This window comes from Microbacterium sp. MYb54 (assembly GCF_002979515.1).
GTDB lineage: Bacteria > Actinomycetota > Actinomycetes > Actinomycetales > Microbacteriaceae > Microbacterium.
In genome coordinates this window covers 23,483-39,719 of the sequence record NZ_PCPA01000002.1, presented here as the reverse complement: position 1 = coordinate 39,719, position 16,237 = coordinate 23,483, and the positions used below count along the sequence as shown (strand labels likewise).

At 69.6% G+C, this 16,237-nt stretch carries 14 protein-coding genes; 7 read left to right on the top strand and 7 right to left on the bottom strand.

Going from position 1 to position 16,237, the window contains the following annotated elements; translation table 11 throughout:
• Positions 1-51 precede the first annotated feature (51 nt).
• Entirely contained in the window at positions 52-693 is a 642-nt protein-coding gene (locus tag CQ040_RS20960) for a MarR family winged helix-turn-helix transcriptional regulator (RefSeq protein ID WP_258131347.1), read from the top strand.
• A 19-nt stretch (positions 694-712) separates the two neighbouring features.
• Here the strand turns inward: CQ040_RS20960 and CQ040_RS03000 are convergent, their stop codons facing one another.
• The 3 genes from CQ040_RS03000 to CQ040_RS02990 form a co-directional block, all read right to left on the bottom strand.
• Positions 713-1,630: a cation diffusion facilitator family transporter gene (locus CQ040_RS03000; RefSeq protein WP_105525966.1), complete on the bottom strand. Its 918-nt coding sequence runs from the start codon at positions 1,628-1,630 to the stop codon at positions 713-715.
• Positions 1,631-1,665: 35 nt separating this feature from the next.
• Entirely contained in the window at positions 1,666-3,072 is a 1,407-nt protein-coding gene (locus CQ040_RS02995; RefSeq protein WP_105525965.1) for an MFS transporter, read from the bottom strand.
• A gap of 150 nt (positions 3,073-3,222) precedes the next feature.
• Positions 3,223-4,119: an Lrp/AsnC family transcriptional regulator gene (locus CQ040_RS02990; protein WP_105525964.1), complete on the bottom strand. Its 897-nt coding sequence runs from the start codon at positions 4,117-4,119 to the stop codon at positions 3,223-3,225.
• A gap of 221 nt (positions 4,120-4,340) precedes the next feature.
• On the opposite strand from CQ040_RS02990, the gene CQ040_RS02985 reads away from it, so the two are divergent.
• The 4 genes from CQ040_RS02985 to speB are packed head-to-tail and all read left to right on the top strand — an operon-like array spanning position 4,341 to position 10,033.
• Entirely contained in the window at positions 4,341-5,678 is a 1,338-nt protein-coding gene (locus CQ040_RS02985) for an MFS transporter (RefSeq protein WP_105525963.1), read from the top strand.
• A 52-nt stretch (positions 5,679-5,730) separates the two neighbouring features.
• A complete protein-coding gene (locus CQ040_RS02980; RefSeq protein ID WP_105525962.1) occupies positions 5,731-7,398 on the top strand; it encodes an amidohydrolase in 1,668 nt (555 codons plus the stop codon).
• Between the two features lie 10 nt (positions 7,399-7,408).
• Positions 7,409-9,025 (top strand): thiamine pyrophosphate-binding protein, encoded by a 1,617-nt coding sequence (locus tag CQ040_RS02975; protein ID WP_105525961.1) that lies wholly within the window; start codon positions 7,409-7,411, stop codon positions 9,023-9,025.
• A gap of 60 nt (positions 9,026-9,085) precedes the next feature.
• Positions 9,086-10,033 carry an agmatinase gene (gene speB / locus CQ040_RS02970; protein ID WP_105525960.1) on the top strand — a complete coding sequence of 316 codons (948 nt, stop codon included), beginning with the start codon at positions 9,086-9,088 and terminating at the stop codon, positions 10,031-10,033.
• 161 nt (positions 10,034-10,194) lie between these two features.
• Here the strand turns inward: speB and CQ040_RS02965 are convergent, their stop codons facing one another.
• Complete coding sequence (locus CQ040_RS02965; RefSeq protein WP_105525959.1) at positions 10,195-11,133, bottom strand: serine protein kinase RIO; 939 nt, start codon at positions 11,131-11,133, stop codon at positions 10,195-10,197.
• A 345-nt stretch (positions 11,134-11,478) separates the two neighbouring features.
• Between CQ040_RS02965 and CQ040_RS02960 the strand changes: the two genes are divergently transcribed.
• Positions 11,479-12,675, top strand: coding sequence for an MFS transporter (locus CQ040_RS02960; RefSeq protein WP_105525958.1), 1,197 nt, complete (start codon positions 11,479-11,481; stop codon positions 12,673-12,675).
• Positions 12,676-12,835: 160 nt separating this feature from the next.
• Here CQ040_RS02960 and CQ040_RS02955 read toward each other — a convergent pair whose 3' ends face one another.
• Positions 12,836-13,768: a helix-turn-helix domain-containing protein gene (locus CQ040_RS02955; RefSeq protein ID WP_105525957.1), complete on the bottom strand. Its 933-nt coding sequence runs from the start codon at positions 13,766-13,768 to the stop codon at positions 12,836-12,838.
• A 153-nt stretch (positions 13,769-13,921) separates the two neighbouring features.
• Here CQ040_RS02955 and CQ040_RS02950 point away from each other — a divergent pair, with 153 nt between their 5' ends.
• On the top strand, positions 13,922-14,383 hold the full coding sequence (locus tag CQ040_RS02950) for a DUF3817 domain-containing protein (RefSeq protein WP_105525956.1): 462 nt from the start codon (positions 13,922-13,924) through the stop codon (positions 14,381-14,383).
• Positions 14,384-14,423: 40 nt separating this feature from the next.
• On the opposite strand, the gene CQ040_RS02945 is transcribed toward CQ040_RS02950, so the two are convergent.
• Positions 14,424-15,083 carry a hypothetical protein gene (locus CQ040_RS02945; RefSeq protein ID WP_105525955.1) on the bottom strand — a complete coding sequence of 220 codons (660 nt, stop codon included), beginning with the start codon at positions 15,081-15,083 and terminating at the stop codon, positions 14,424-14,426.
• A 54-nt stretch (positions 15,084-15,137) separates the two neighbouring features.
• Entirely contained in the window at positions 15,138-16,088 is a 951-nt protein-coding gene (locus CQ040_RS02940) for an NAD(P)/FAD-dependent oxidoreductase (protein ID WP_105525954.1), read from the bottom strand.
• Positions 16,089-16,237: the final 149 nt, after the last annotated feature.

Here is a 16,237-nt window from a genome sequence, read left to right as displayed (position 1 = left end):
TAGTGTGACATGAAGTCGCAATGCATGTCAAGTCGCATGTAAAATCGATCCGTGACCACCGAACCGAACGACGCCGCCCCGGATTCGGCCCAGCCGGATGCTGCAGGGCCGGATCCCGCCGAAGCCATCGCCCAGGCGCTGTCCCGACTCCGCGGCCGCCGTCCGGGAGAGCGCGGACCCGGAGGTAGAGGTGCTGGCGAACGCGGGCGCGGCCACGGTGGTCCGCACGGCTGGCACGGTGCTCCGCACGGAGGCCCGCACGGAGGCCCGGACGGCGACGACGCGCACGACCACTTCGACCACCACCGCGGTCACCCGGGGATGCCTCCGTGGATGGCCGACCCCTCCGGCCGCATGGGTGGGCCGGCGCGCATGCGGATGCTGGAGGCGCTGGCCGCGGCATCTGCACCTCTCAGCGTGAGCGATCTCGGTGCGGCGATCGGCGTCGACCAGCCTCGTGCTTCGCGGCTCGTGCAGCAGGGGGTCGAGCGCGGCTATGTGCGCCGAGAGGCCGACCCCGATGACGCTCGTCGCACCCGCATCGCACTCACCGACGACGGGCGCAAGCTCGCCCGCGGCATGCGCGGCGAGCGGCGCGAGATGCTCTCGACCGCTCTCGCGTCCTTCACTGACGACGAGCGCGTGGAGCTCGCCCGCCTGCTGAACAAGCTCGCCGACAACTGGCAGCGCTGAGGCCGTCAGGCATCACCGGTCAGGTCGAGGCGAACCTCACCGACGGCTCGTCGTCGACCGACAGTGACAGAACCACGGTCTCGACCGCTTCGTGCTTCTCGATCCGCTGCTCGAGTTCCCGCAGCCGCCGGGCCACGTCGTGCTCGCGTGCGTCGCCGGAGAGATCGATCTCAGCCACGATGAACAGCCGATTCGGACCCACGTACTCGATGTGCAGGTACGTGACGCGCTCGATCTGGTCGAGGCCGAGCAGCGCGGTGCCGACCCGCGCCCGCAGCTCCGGGGCAGCGGATGCTCCCACCAGGAACGCGATGTTCCGTCGGATCAGGATGACCGCGACCACGCCGAGCAGCACACCGACGAGGATCGATCCGATGGCATCCCAGGCGGCGACCCCGGTGATCTGGTGCAGGAAGATCGCACTGCCCGCCAGCACCAGGCCGATGAGCGCGGCGGAGTCCTCGAAGAACACGGCACGCAGCGTGGTGTCGCTCGTCTCCAGCACGAAGTCCCAGGTCGACGACCCGCGCTCCTTCGCGAGGCGGCGGGACTTCACCATCGCCTGCGTGAACGACAGGCCCTCGAGCACGAACGAGACGCCCAGCACGACGTAGGCCACCATCGGACTCTCGACGGGGCCGGTGTCGGAAAGCTGCTGGATGCCGTGCATGATCGACACGATCGAGCCGGCCGTGAAGATCCCGAACGCGGCGATCAGCGACCACACGAACGCATTGCGTCCGTAGCCGAGGGGATGCCGGGCATCCTTCGTCTTCGCCCCGCGTCGGTCGGCGATGAGAAGGAACACCTCGTTGCCGGCATCCGCCCACGAGTGCGCTGCCTCGGCGACCATCGACGCCGAGGAGGTGATGATCGCGGCGGCGGTCTTCGCCACCGCGACGAGGATGTTGGCGAGGAAGGCGAGGATCACGGTCACGCGGTCAGGCTACTCCGCCCGCGCGGGTGTCCGCGTCAGCGCGGCGCCTTCACCGGAAGCAGCAGCAGGAAGCCCGCGATCAGGACGATCACGATGCCCAGGATGCCGAACGCCGTCTGAGCCGTCAGCACGATCAGGAGCGTCCAGGCGCCCGAGGCCATCCAGCTCGCAGCACGACCCGTCGTGGCGTACAGGCCGAAGATCTCGCCCTCGCGTCCCGCCGGCGTGACCCTGGCGAGGAAGGAACGGGCAGAGGCCTGTGCGGGCCCGACGAAGGCGCAGAGGATGAGGCCGCCGATCCAGAAGACCACGGTGCCGCCGTCGCGCAGGAAGAAGACGCCGAGACCCGCGACGACCATCGAGCCGAGCGAAAGCAGGATGATGCGCTTGGGGCCGAACCGGTCGTCGAACCGCCCGGCGATGATCGTGGAGACGCCCGCGATGAGGTTGGCCGCGATGCCGAAGATCACGATGTCGAGGAACTGGAAGTGGAAGACCGTCGATCCGATCACGGCGCCGAACGCGAAGACGCCGCCGAGGCCGTCGCGGAACACGGCGCTCGCGAGCAGGAACCAGAATGTCGGCCGCGTCTCGGGGGAGCGGTAGAGGCCGATGACGTCCTTCACCAGCAGGCCGTAAGAGGCGAAGAAGCCGACCTTGCGCTCCGGGCGGCCGAGCGACGGTTCCGGCACGTTGAGGAAGATCGGGATGCTGAACACGATCGCCCAGATCGCGCAGCCGACCGCGATGATGCGGAAGGGCAGGCCGCCGTCGGAGGGGAGGCCGAACCAGTCCATCATGTAGAAGACGATCACGATGACGAGCGCGATGATGCCGCCGAGGTAGCCGAAGCCCCAGCCGAGGCCGGAGATGCGGCCCACCGTCTTGGGGTTCGCGATGCCGATCAGCATGGCGTTCGAGTTGACCGCCGCGATCTCGCCGAACACCGAGCCGGCGGAGATCAGCGCGACGCCGAGCCAGAAGAGGGTGGGCGTGGGCTCGACGAACCAGAGACCGAACATGCACAGGATGAGCGCGCCCGTGCCGATGCCGAGCCAGAGCTTCTGCCGACCGGCGGCGTCGGCACGCTGACCGAGGACAGGGGCCAGGAGCAGGATGGCGAAGGCGGCGATGGTGGAGCCGAGACCGAGGCCGGAGGTGAGATCGGCGATCGCGGCCTCATGCGCCTGGCTCTTCGGGTCGAGGGCGGCGAGTTCTGCGGGGAGGAACGCGTCGGTCGTCAGGTACAGCGCCGTGAAGATGAACGTCAGGATGACGGTGTTGAAGGGCTGCGTCGCCCAGTCCCACAGCGCCCAGGAGTAGACCTGCTTCTTCGGCGCGGGCGTCTCGCCGCGCAGATCCAGGCCGACGACGGCCACGGCGCCGCTGTTCGCGGTCGCCACGGGCTCGGGGACGCCCTGGCGAGGTTCGGGTTCGCTCATGCTGGAAGTCTGGCGGTGCCCGGTGAACGCCCGGTGACGGCGCGCCGCACGGATATACCGGCCTCTCCCGCTTCCGGTCGCACTTGGTGACGCCTGAGCGTCCGGAAGGCGGCGCGAACCGCGACCGGAAGCGCCCGCGAGAGGCCGAGCTCAGTCCGTCCGCAGCGGGCGGAGGGTGCGGGCGTAGTCCTCCTTCAACACGGCGAGGTGCAGCCAGGCTTCGATGCGCGTGACACCCGGCAGCGCCCGCAGGCGCTCGAGGCTCGCGTACAGTGCACCGGCGGAGGGCTCGACCAGCGTGGCCACCGCGTCGAACCGGCCGAGGGTGCGGGCGGCGAAGTCGACCCCGCGCCCGCGTCGCAGCTCGTCGATCACGGCCTCGTCGTCGTCGCCGAGCGTCATGCCCACGCCCATCGACAGCTGCCGGTGCGCGAGGCCGCGAGCTTCGACCGCGCTGATCTTGATCACTCCGGCATCGATCAGTCGCTGCACCCTGGTCGCGACGGCCGAGGGTGAGAGTCGCACCGCATCGCCCAGTGCGCGGAAGCTCTCGCGGCCGTCGGCCTGGAGGCGCTCGATCAAGGCCTCGTCGATCGTGTCGAGGGTGATGCCGCCGTGATACTCCGAGACGAAGAACCCCTTGATCACGGTCGAGTAGATGATCGTGCTGATGTCGAGCACACCGTCGATCGCGCGGATCAGGGCGAGCAGATCGTGCAGCTCCGACATCGATCCCACGCGCACCTCGGTGACCACGTCGTGCGCCCCGCCGACCGCCGACACCAGCACGGTCTCGCTCATGTCGCGCAGGTGCTCTGCGACGTGCTCGACCGTGCCGTCGGTGCGGATCGAGACGTGCGCGAGCACGAGCTGTCCGAGGAAGACCGGGTCGACGGCGGCCACGACCCGCACGGTGCGGTCGGCGAGCATGGTGCGCAACCGGGCCGCGACGGCCGCCCTGGACTGCCCGAGCCGCTCGGCGAGCGAGAGGATGCTGGCGCGACCGTCTTCCTGCAGCGCACGGATGAGTTCGGCGTCGAAATCCATGTTTCCGCTCGATTCGTCAGTTTCCCGCGATCGCACGGTTCGCCGTGCGCATGTTCAGTGTAGGAGGGCGCGCTGCCGTCGGGAAGGCGTGCATTGCGTGGATCTATGATCAGATCTCCAGTGAATCCCCGTTATCGCTGGAGTTCTGCCCTTGCTGGCGGCGCTGTACGTCCGTAGCATCCTTCGCTATCCGACATCTTCCGCAAAGGAGCGGGCACCCCATGACCTCTACCCCCACCAGTGGCGTCCACAGCCGGGCGCGACGCGCCGGCATCGCCGCCTTCGTCGGTACCACCATCGAGTGGTACGACTTCTACGTCTACGCGACAGCCGCGGCGCTCGTCTTCGGTCCGCTGTTCTTCCCGAGCGGCGACCGGTTGGCCGAGACGGCAGCGGCCTTCGCGACCTTCGCGGTCGCCTTCCTCGTCCGCCCGCTCGGCGGCATCATCTTCGGCCACATCGGCGACAAGCTCGGCCGCCGGGTGTCGCTCGTCATCACGCTGCTGATGATGGGCGCGGCCACGGTGCTCGTGGGCTGCCTGCCGACCTACGAGAACATCGGCATCCTCGCCCCGATCCTCCTGATCCTGCTCCGCGCGGTGCAGGGGCTCGCGGTCGGCGGCGAGTGGGGCGGCGCGGTGCTCATGAGCGTCGAGCACGCCCCCGAGAAGTCCAAGACCTTCTACGGCGGCTTCACGCAGCTCGGCAACCCGGCCGGCGCCCTCCTGGCCTCCGGCATCTTCGCGATCATGACCCGCATGGGCGACGACTTCATCATGAACGGCGGATGGCGCATCCCGTTCCTGCTGTCGATCGTGCTGGTCGGCGTCGGCTTCTGGGTTCGTTACCGCGTCGAGGAGTCGCCGGTCTTCGAGGCGAAGATCGAGGGTCGCAAGCAGTCGATGCCGCTGGCCTTCGCGCTGCGCACCAACTGGCGTCCGATCCTGCTCGGCATCGGCATCCTGCCCATCTCGACCGGCGGCTACTACTTGGCCACCACCTTCGCCACGGCGTATGCCACCGGCGACACGGTCGCGATCAGCGAGCAGGTCATCCTCGACGCCATGACGATCGCCTCGTTCGTGGAGTTCGTCGTGACCCTCCCCGTCGCCTGGCTGGGCGACAAGTGGGGGCGCAAGAACGTCATGTACATCGGATTGGTCACCTCGGTGCTCACATTCGTGCCGTTCCTGCTGATCCTGCCCGGCCGCATCGAACCGCTCATCTTCCTGTTCGCCTCGCTGGTGCGCATCGCGATGAGTGCGACGTATGCCCCGATCGCCGCCCTGCTCTCGCAGATGTTCCGTCCGCAGGCCCGCTACACCTCGATCGCGCTGTCGTACGGCGTGGGTGCGGCGATCTGGGCCGGGTTCTCGCCCTGGTTCGCGACGCAGCTCATCGCCTGGACCGGCAGCATCTGGTCGGTCATCGCGATGTTCGTCGGCATGGCTGTGATCGCCGGCATCTGCACCCGCCTCGCGCCGCAGCACTCCGACGAGGCCCCCGTGACCGCCTCTTTCACCGCCCGCACCGACACGACCGCGAACAGGCTGCCATGATCGGCGACTCCTCTTTCACCGCCCGCACCGACACGACCGCGAACAGGCTGCCATGAGAAAGCTCACCCCCTTCGACCGCTCGACCCAGACGACACCCGTCCTCCTGACCGCGCACGCGATCCACACGGCGGATGCCGCGGCCACCACGGCCACGGCGATGCTGACCGACCGCGGGCGGATCCTCGCGATCGGCACCGCAGCCGAGTGCGAGGCGGCGGCCGAGCGGGCAGGTCTGATTCCGGAGCGGATCGACCTCGGTGACGCGGTCGTCGTCCCCGGTTTCGTCGACGCCCACGCGCATCCGCTCATGTTCGGGCAGATGATGAGCTGGGTCGACTGCGGGCCCGAGAAGGCCGGCAGCATCCCCGAGATCGTGGCGCTGCTGAAGGCGGCGGCCGCCGACCTGCCGGAGGGGCGTCCGGTGCGCGGCTATGGCTACGAGCAGCGCAACCTCGCCGAGAAGCGGCACCCCACCCGCTTCGAGCTCGACGAGGTGTCGGCCGACCGCGAGGTGTACCTCATGAACGCGTCGGGCCACGGCGGCGTCGTGAACTCGCACACCCTCGCGGCCGGCGGCGTCGACCGGGACACTCCGAACCCCGAGGGCGGCGAGTTCTTCCGCGACGCCGACGGCGAGCTGACCGGCGAACTGTCGGATGCCGCGTGCAACATCCTCACCGGCGTGCACGGCGTGAAGATCGGCCACCACGGCCCGAACTTCCACCTCGCCGACGAGCCCGAGGAACACCTGCGCCAGCTGGACGCCGCGACCCAGCGGTTCCTGGCCGGAGGCGTCACCTCGATCGGCGATGCCCAGGTCACGCGTCGAGAGTTCGACATGTACCTGCGCCTCGCCGAGGCCGGACGCCTCGAGCTGCGCGTGTCGATGTACCTGCTCTCGCACCTGCTCGACGAGGCGCTCGAGATGGGCCTGGTCGGACAGTTCGGCAACGCACACCTCAGCTTTGCCGGCATCAAGTTCTACGCCGACGGCACGCTCGGGGGCTGGACCGCGTACTTCCCCGACGGCTATGTGGGCGACCCCTGTCGCACCGGCCAGCTCTACCACGAGCCTGCGGAGTACGCGGGGCTGATCAGCAAGGCCCACGCCGCGGGGCTGCAGACCGCCACGCACGCCCAGTCGCCCACCGCGATCGAGATGGTCGTGTCGGCGATCGAGGCCGCGCTCGCCGAGCATCCGGATGCCGACGCCCGCCACCGCATCGAGCACTGCGGCCTGCCGACGCCGGAGCAGATCGAGCGGATGGCCGCCTCCGGCATCCGTCCGGTCAACCAGACGCAGCACTACTTCAACTGGGGCGAGGGCGTGGAGGAGGCCATCGGCACCCCGGGCGAGCGTTTCAATCCGCTGGGCGAGTTCGAGCGCGCCGGCGTCCCGTTCACGATCTCCTCGGATGCTCCGGTCGCCGAGCCGATCCCGCTCGAAGCCATCCAGACCGCGGTCACCCGCGTCACCCGTCGTGGTCACAAGCTCGGGCCCGACGACCTGCGCGTCTCGGCGCTCGCAGCCCTCCGTGCCCACACGATCGAGGGCGCCGTGTCGATCGGACGCGAAGACGATCTGGGTTCGCTCGAGGTCGGCAAGTACGCTGACTTCGCGGTGCTCTCCGGCGACCCGCTGGCCGTTCCCGCCGAGGAGATCTCGGCGATCACTGTGCGCGAGACCTGGGTCGACGGCACGCGCCGTCACCAGGTGTGAGGATGACACGATGAGCAACGACACCACGCCGGCCGAGCAGTATGCCGACACCGCAGGGCGGGCCGTGCTGGAGACGATCCGCGCCTATGGTGTGACCGCGATCTTCGGCATCCCCGGCACCCACAACCTCGAGCTCTACCGCCCGCTCGCCGACCTCGGCATCCGCGCCGTGACGAACCGTCACGAGCAGGGATCCGGTTACGGCGCCGACGGCTGGGCGCAGCAGACCGGCCTCCCCGGTGTCGTGATCACCACCTCGGGCCCTGGCCTCCAGAACGCCATGAGCGCGATCGGCACGGCGTTCTGCGAGTCGCGGCCGCTCATCGTCCTCTCGCCCGGGGTGCCGCTCGGGGCGGAGTTCGCCGACGTGGGAACGCTGCATGAGACGAAGGATGCGTCGGCCATGGTCGGCGCGATCGCCGAGTGGTCGCGCCGGGTGGCCAGCGCCGCCGAAGCGGTCGAGGCCGTGCACGATGCGTTCGACCTCTTCCGCACCGGGCGCCCGCGTCCCGTGCACATCGAGATCCCCCTCGACGTGCTGGAGGCGCCGGCCGATGTCTCTGCCGAGGCGCGGAAGCCGCGTCCGGTCTCCGCGCGGGTCGCCGGTGATGAGGCCGCGCTCGCCGAGGCGGCACGCCTGCTCGCTGCCGCGAAGAACCCGGTGATCGTCGCCGGCGGCGGAGCGGTGGATGCCGCGCACGAGGTCACGACCCTCGCCGAGCGTCTCGGTGCTCCGGTGCTGACGACTCTCAACGGAAAGGGCGTCGTCGACGAACGGCATCCGCTCTCGCTCGGTTCGAACCTGCGTCTGGCCGCGGCCCGCGAGGTCGCGGAAGACGCCGACGTGCTGCTCGTGGTCGGCTCGAAGCTGGGCGAGGCCGAGCTCTGGGCGCCGCGACTGGAAGCCCGGGGCTCCGTGATCCGGGTCGACATCTCGCCCGCGCAGCGCGACAAGAACCTCGCGGCGACGGTCGGGATCACGGGTGACGCGGCGGCCGTTCTGGACGCGCTGCTGACCGCCCTCCCCGCCGACGCCCGCCCGGCGCGCGACCTGACCGACGCCCGCACCGCGATCGCTGCCGAGATGCGGGAGACCGCGCCCGAGACTGTCGCTCTGGCCGAGATCATCGCCGACGCCCTGCCCGAGGATGCGATCGTCGCGGGCGACTCGTCCCAGATCGTCTACATGGCCCTCGGCAGCGTGCTGCAGTCGGCGCATCCGCACTCCCTGCTGTACACCCCGACCTACGCGACCCTCGGTTACGGCCTTCCCGCCGCGATCGGTGCCGCGGTCGCGCAGACCGAGCACCCGGTCGTGACCGTGATCGGCGACGGTGCGCTGATGTTCTGCGTGAACGAGGTCGTGACCGCGGTCGAGCAGCGTCTCGACGTCACGATCGTGTGCGTCGACAACGGCGGTTACGCCGAGATCCGCCAGAACGAGGTCGACCGCGGCATGGTCCCGATCGGCGTCGACCTGGTGCAGCCCGACTGGGCCGCCCTCGCCACGGCTTTCGGGGCGACCGGTCGGCGGGTGGAAAGCCGCGACGACATCGCGTCGAGCATCCGCGCCGCGATCACAGACGGGGGAGTGCAGCTGGTGCACATCCCGCAGCACGCCCTCTGACCTCCACCCTCTGACCGCAACCCTCTGAGACTTCCCCTCCCCGACGAACAGGAACGAGCAATGACCGAGAACGTGGGCCCCATCGATGCGTCCGTGAACCCCCGCTACTCCGGCATCGCGACCTTCGCGCGGCTGCCGCGGATCGAAGACGTGCCGCGCGCCGACATCGCGGTCGTCGGCATCCCCTTCGACTCGGGCGTGAGCTACCGGCCGGGCACGCGGTTCGGTCCGTCGCACGTGCGCGAGTCGTCGCGGCTGCTGCGGCCCTACAACCCCGCGCAGGATGTGTCGCCGTTCGCGATCGCGCAGGTGGTGGATGCCGGTGACATCCCGGTCAACCCGTTCGATCTCACCGAGGCCGTGTCCGAAGTCGAGCGGGCGGCACTGGCGCTCGGCGAGCAGGTGCGGCGCATCGTCACGATCGGCGGCGATCACACGGTCGCGCTTCCGCTGCTGCGGGCGGTCGCCGCGAAGCACGGTCCGGTCGCGGTGCTGCACTTCGACGCTCACCTCGACACCTGGGACACCTACTTCGGGGCCCCCATCACGCACGGCACACCCTTCCGCCGGGCGAGCGAGGAAGGGCTGATCGACCTCACCGCGAGCTGCCACGTCGGCACCCGCGGGCCCCTGTACTCCAAGCAGGACCTGGAAGACGACGAGCGGCTGGGCTTCTCGATCGTGTCGAGCGAGTACATCGAGGAGCACGGGGTCGAGGCCGGCATCGCCCGCATCCTGCAGCGCATCGGCGACAAGCCGCTGTACGTCTCGATCGACATCGACGTGCTCGACCCCGCCCACGCGCCCGGCACCGGCACCCCCGAGGCGGGCGGGCTGACGAGCCGCGAGCTGCTGCGGATCCTGCGCGCCCTGAAGTCGCAGAACATCGTCGGGGCGGATGTGGTCGAGGTGTCGCCCGCCTACGACCACGCGCAGATCACGGGCATCGCCGCGAGCCACGTGGTCTACGAGCTCCTGTGCCTGCTGGCGGCGCGCGTCTCCGCCTAGCTCACGCGACCGACCCGTCTGCTCCGGTCGCAGTTCGTGCCGCCCGACGGCCGATCCGGCGGCAGCAACTGCGACCGGAACGGGCACGGGCGGCAGCAACTGCGACCGGAGCGGGCAGGGTTGGCAGCAACTGCGACCGGAACTCACGCGGGCGGGCAGCGTCACGCGAATGACGCGGCGAGCAGCTCGGCGAACAGCTCCTCGGCGTCGCACTCGACACGGCGACGGGCGAACCAGTCGCAGATGTTCACGCAGTCGCGGTGCAGCAGATCGAGCCCCTGCGGGTTTGCGATGATGTCGACGATCTGCGGCAGATCGATCACTCGCACCCGCCCCTCGTGCACGAGCAGGTTGTATGCGGAGAGGTCGCCATGGGCGAAGCCGGCTGCCGCGAAGATCCGCATCAGGTCGACCACCTGCGTGTAGTAACCCTGCAGTTCGTCGCGGTCGCCGCGTGCCTGGGCGAGTCGGGGTGCAGCCGTGCCGTCGGCATCGCCGAGGAACTCCATCAGCACCTCGGTGCCGTTCACCTGCACGGGGTAGGGCACCGGCGCCCCGAGCTCCCACATCCGACACAGCGCCTCGAACTCGGCGAACGACCACTGTGCGGCGGCCACCTCGCGGCCGTGGCTCGACTTCTTGGCCAGGGCGCGGGTATCGCGGGTGTTGCGTGTGCTGCGTCCCTCCGTGTAGGTCGACGACCGGTGGAAGCTGCGGTGCTCGGCGCTGCGGTAGCGCTTCGCGGCGAGCAGCGTGTGCTGGGTGGGGTCGCCGGGCACCGCACGTTCGAGCAGGAAGACGTCGGCCTCCTTCCCGGTCTTGAGGATGCCGCGTTCGGTGTCGAGCGCGCCGGCGGAGGTCACCACCCACGCCGGCCACGGCTCGGGGCCGCGCTCGGACGGGGTGATCGCGGGCCACGTGGACCAGCGCTGGCCGTCACCGGGGTCGACGTCGGCGAAGGAGAGTTCGGTTTCGAGCGCGTCGAACGAGGACGTGTCGAAGGGCGAGGCGTCGACGGACGGGGTGGGGAAAGGCGAGGTGGGGAAAGACGAGGATGCGTCGAAGGACGCAGCTTCCGAGGAAGCGAAGAGATCAGACAAGATGTGGCTCCGGGAGCAGGAGGCCACGCCAGGATCAGGAGCGGGTGGCCTCGAAGGGAAGGTGGTCGGCGGTGAGCGCGACAAAGACGGTGTTCATGTCCTCGGCTCCTTCCGCTCGGGCTTCCCGGGCTCGTCCCGGTGCGTCGTCGAGCCTACGGCGTGTGCGGCGGAGTTGTCCAGACCCGCGGCCGCTCGCCCGGTCGGGAGAGTTCAGTCGAGCGACTTCGGCGGGACGACTCGCACGAGCACGCCCCGCCGATCTTCAGCAGCACGCTCCGGACGAATGGTCGGGTGCCGCGGACGACCGGTCGGGCGACGGCATCCGGATGCTGCGAATGTGGAACCATGACCACGACCGCCCCCGTTCCCACCCTGCCGTCCTCGGCTGCCTCCCGCATCCGCTACGGCGGGTTGATCGTGCTGATGCTGATGGGCTTCCTGCTGGTCACGGCCGAGTTCCTCCCCAACGGCGTGCTCACCGAGATGGCGGACGGGCTCGGTGTCACCCCTGGTCAGGCCGGGCAGACCGTGACCGTGACCGCGCTGGTCGGGCTCGTCGTCGCGCCGACGGTGGGGCTCATCTTCCCTCGCCTCGACCGGCGGTCGCTGCTGGTGTGGATGGCGCTCGCCGCTGCGGTGTCGAACCTCATCGTCGCGATCGCTCCGAACCTGATCATCGTGCTGCTGGCTCGCTTCCTGCTCGGGGCCGCGATCAGCGCGTTCTGGGCGATGTCTATCACGGTCGCCGCGCGGCTCGCGGGCACCGAGAACCTCGGCCGCGGCGTGATGTTCACCTCCGCCGGCGTCTCTCTGGCGACCGTGGCCGGCGTGCCGTTGGGCGTCATGCTCAGCGAGCTCGTCGACTGGCGGATGGTCTTCGCCCTCGCTGGCGGGCTCATGGTCGTGTTGGCCGTGGTCCTGCGCTTCGCGCTGCCTTCGGTACCGGCCGAGCGGGCGTCGAGCCTGCGACTGCTCGTTGACACACTGCGTCGCCCCGGCATCGGGCTGGGCATGGTCGGGCACGTGCTCGTGGTGCTCGGGCACTTCCTCGCCTACACGTACGTGCGTCTCGCGCTCGAGCGGATCCCCGAGGTCGACGCTTCGACCATCATCGTGCTGCTCGCGCTGTTCGGGGTCGGCGGTCTGCTCGGCAACATCACGATCGGGCTCGTCATCGACCGCACGTTCGCGTTCTTCGCGGTGTTCGCACCTCTCGTGATCGCCGTCTCCGTGATCTCGATGATCCTGTTCTCCGGATCGATCGTGGGCGTGGGCATCGTCGTGCTGGTGTGGGGCTTCTTCTTCTCGTCCTGGCTGATCGTCGCGAACACCTGGGTCGGACACCGGATGCCGGATCGGCTCGAAGCCGGCGGCAGCCTCGTGGTCGTCGGGTTCCAGGGCGCCATCACGCTCGCGGCCGGCATCGGCGGCCTCCTCGTGGACACCCTGAACGTCGAGCTCGTCTACGTGATCGGCGCGATCTCGCTCATCGCCGGCGCGGTGCTCTTCGGCGCCTCGAACCGCGTCAGCAGCCGGGTCTGACGCACAGACCCACAGGCCCCGTGCCCCGCACAACTTCGGAGATCGCGAGCGACACGCCGATCCCGAGCCGGGCGGAGCCGGTAGGTCGCATCGGATCTCCGAAGTTGCGCCGAACCGACGACCGGGATCCTCGGGCTCGGGATCCTCAGGCCGAGGCTTGTCAGGCCGGGATCGGGATGCGGTTGGCCATGCGCCAGGAGCTGGGCGTCAGGCCGGTGCGACGGCGGAAGGCACGGCTGAATCCCTCGTCCGAGGCGTAGCCCAGCTCGCGGGAGACCGCCGACACGCTACTTCCGGCGTCGAGCATCCGCTTCGCTGCATCCACGCGCACCTCGGTGACGTAGTCGGCGGGGGAGCGGCCGACGACGCTGCGGAACCTCTCGGCGAAGGTCGACCGTGACATGGCGCCGATGGCTGCGAGGCGCTCGACCGTCCAGTCCCGGCCCGGCTCCTCGTGGATGGCGTCGACGACGCGGTCGAGGAACGGGTCGTTCGACAGCGAAGGCCAACCTGTGGGGGCGCAGCCGTTCGCCGCCCAGGCGCGGATGACCGAGAGCAGCACGGTCGTCGCCATCATGCGGCAGATGATCGGGTCGCCCTGGCGTGCGGGCATCACCGTGTGATCGATCGCACCCATGTTCAGCGCGAGTGCCGCCGCGGCCGGCTCCACGGCGTCGAATCCGGTGACGGTGAGGAAGGGCGGCAGCAGTGCGGGCAGCGGTGACGTCGCATCGGCGAGCTCGATGTCGGCGACCATGAGGCTCGTGTCGTCCTTAGCCTCGAGGATGAACGCCGAACGGCCGAGCGTCAGGAACGCGTCGCCCGCGACGAGCAGGTCGCGGCGGGCCTTGGGGGCGAGGGCGACACTCCGCGAGCCCGTCTCGACGTCGAGGCGGCAGCCCTCACCGAGCGGCGGGTGCCCCTGCACGCCACCCTCGACGACGTAGACGAGGGTGATCGCGCCGGCGGGAACCGGAAGCATCGCACCGGCCGCGAGAGAGGTGCGCCGACCGATGCCGACGCGGAGGTCGACGGCGCCGAGCACGTTCGAGAGCGCGTCAGCATCCACCGTCACCGTATCCACTGTCACCATGCCTTCGGCAACGTCGCAGCGCGGTCTGCTATTCCGCAGTCGGACTCTTCGACTCATGAAAGGGTTCGTATCGTCCTTGCGGACTCAATCATTAGGTTGATTCGACGGGGGTGACCGCCGGATACGGTGGAAGGACCCCACCCGAGGAGTACCGTGTTCCGCACCCCCGACCGTCTGTTCCGAGTTCTCGCGATCGCGGAGGCGATCACCTGGACGATCCTGATCGCCGCGATCATTGCCCGCGCCGTCGGCGCCCCGGGGGTCGTGGTGACCGTGGGCGGCGGCATCCATGGGTTCGTCTTCCTGTCCTATGCGGCGACCGCGATCCTGGTCGCGCTGAACCAGCGCTGGCACCTCGGTGTCGGTGTTCTCGCCGTCGCCAGCGCCGTCATCCCCTACGCCACGATCCCCACCGAGATCTGGCTGCATCGCACCGGTCGGCTCGAAGGCGACTGGCGCCTCGACGCCACAGACGACCCGCGGGATCGCCGCTGGTACGACCGCCTGATGCGCTGGTTCCTGCGCCGCCCGTGGGTTCTCGCCGCACTGCTGGCGGTCGGCATCGTCGCGCTGTACGTCATCCTGCTGCTGGTGGGTCCTCCCGGCGGCAAGTGAGCCTGCGCGCGACATCAGCGTGTGACGTCAGGGCTCGATGTCAGGGTGTGACGACGACTGCGTTCTCCTCGTTGATCGCGGCCATCGTCGCCTCCGCATCAGCGGCGGTGCAGTCCACGACCACATACAGGCCGACCCCGGTCTGCGTGAACGCGCGCGCAGCCATGAGCCACGTGCGGCTGCCGTCCACACCGACGACCTGCCGCGTCTCGACACCGCCGTTGCCGCCTGCGAGGTAGCTGAACTCGCCCGTGGTCGCGAGAGGTGTGACCTCTTCGGTCGGGATCTGCAGCAGTACGCCGAGGATCGCGTCGGATGATGCGCTGTCGTCGCCTGCGACCACGGGCACGTCGGTCGTGTGCCCCTGCCAGAACCGCGCAGTGCAGGTGTCGTCGACCGTGCCGTACGTCCATCCGCCGTTGCCGTCGTCCGGCGCGACCATCTTCCATCCTTCATCGACCACGAGCCCGTCGCCCCATTCGATGTAGGTGTCGCTCGCGAGATCGAGCCCTTCTGCGAAGGTCAGGGTCGAACCGGGCGACTCGTCGATCGGCGCGTCGGTCTCCGCGTTCGTGGAAGGGGTGCCGGAGGGCGAGCCAGCGGGGATCTGCGCATACAGGCATCCGCTCAGCGACAACACGGCCAGGGTGGCGATCGCGGCACTCGCCAGGCGCAGGGGAATCGAGGAGGTGCGCGTCATGCCGGTCAGCCTAGCCCCGGCCCGTCGTCGCTTCGATCCCTCCTTGCCTGCGGCTCAGTGCGCGGTGGCGATGCCGATCGAGTCGTGCACGATGACCGCCGCGACGCGCGCACCGGCTCCCGCGGCGACGATGAGCTGCTGTGGACCGGGAGCCGCCGCATCGCCAGCGGCATAGAGCCCGGGGACGTCGGTGCGACCTGAGCGGTCGGTGCGCAGGTGCCCGGCATCGTCCAGGGTGGGGGCGATTCCGTCGAGGAACGACAGCGTGCTCTCCCATTCCGGGCGCACGAACCCGCCGTCGACGGCGACCGTCGTGTCGTCGGCGAGACGGATGGCCTCGATGCGGCCGCGGTCGCCCATGAGCTCGACGATCGGATGTCGGCGCACTGCGATCCCGGCGGCGGCGAGCTCCGCCTCCTCGGTGGCGGTCACGACGTCGGCACCGTGGGTGAACACCGTGAGGCTCTCGGTCCAGCGTCCGATGAGCCGTGCGCGATCGGCGAGGTCCGTGGTCTCTCCGATGAGCGCGAGGTTGCGGCCCTGCAGCTCCCAGGCGTCGCAGGCGGCGCAGCTGAACACGCTCATGCCGTAGTAGCCGCGCAGGTTCGGGACATCGGGGAGCGTCTCGCGCAGCCCGGTCGCCAACAGCACCGCCCGTGCGGTCACTGTCGTCTCCGCCTCCCGTCGCCCGATGTCCGCTGCGAACCCGTCGCCGCTCGCACGCACTGCGGTGACCCGGGTGCGTGAGCGCACCTCGACGTTCGGGTAGGCCGCCAGCTCTTCCCTGGCGAGGCGGCGCAGCTCCTGAGGCGGGATGCCGTCGCGGGTCAGGAACCCGTGCGACCGCAGCGTGGCCGCATTGCGCGGACGATCGGCATCGATCACGAGCACCCGCGCGAGTGCACGGCCGAGGTTGAGAGCTGCCGAGAGGCCTGCGGGCCCTCCGCCCACGATGAGCACGTCGTAGTCCGCACGCTCACTCAGGCCTGTCGCCGGCGATGTCATCCGCATGGTCCTTCCGAGAAAGGGGCGGATCCATGCCGCGGCGTCTGCCGAGGCGACACCGCCGGGCGGCCGGTAAGGCTCGCCTTACTCTCATCCTGCCACTGTTCGAGGGATCGCGACCCGCGTCGCGGCGATGACGGCTACGACAC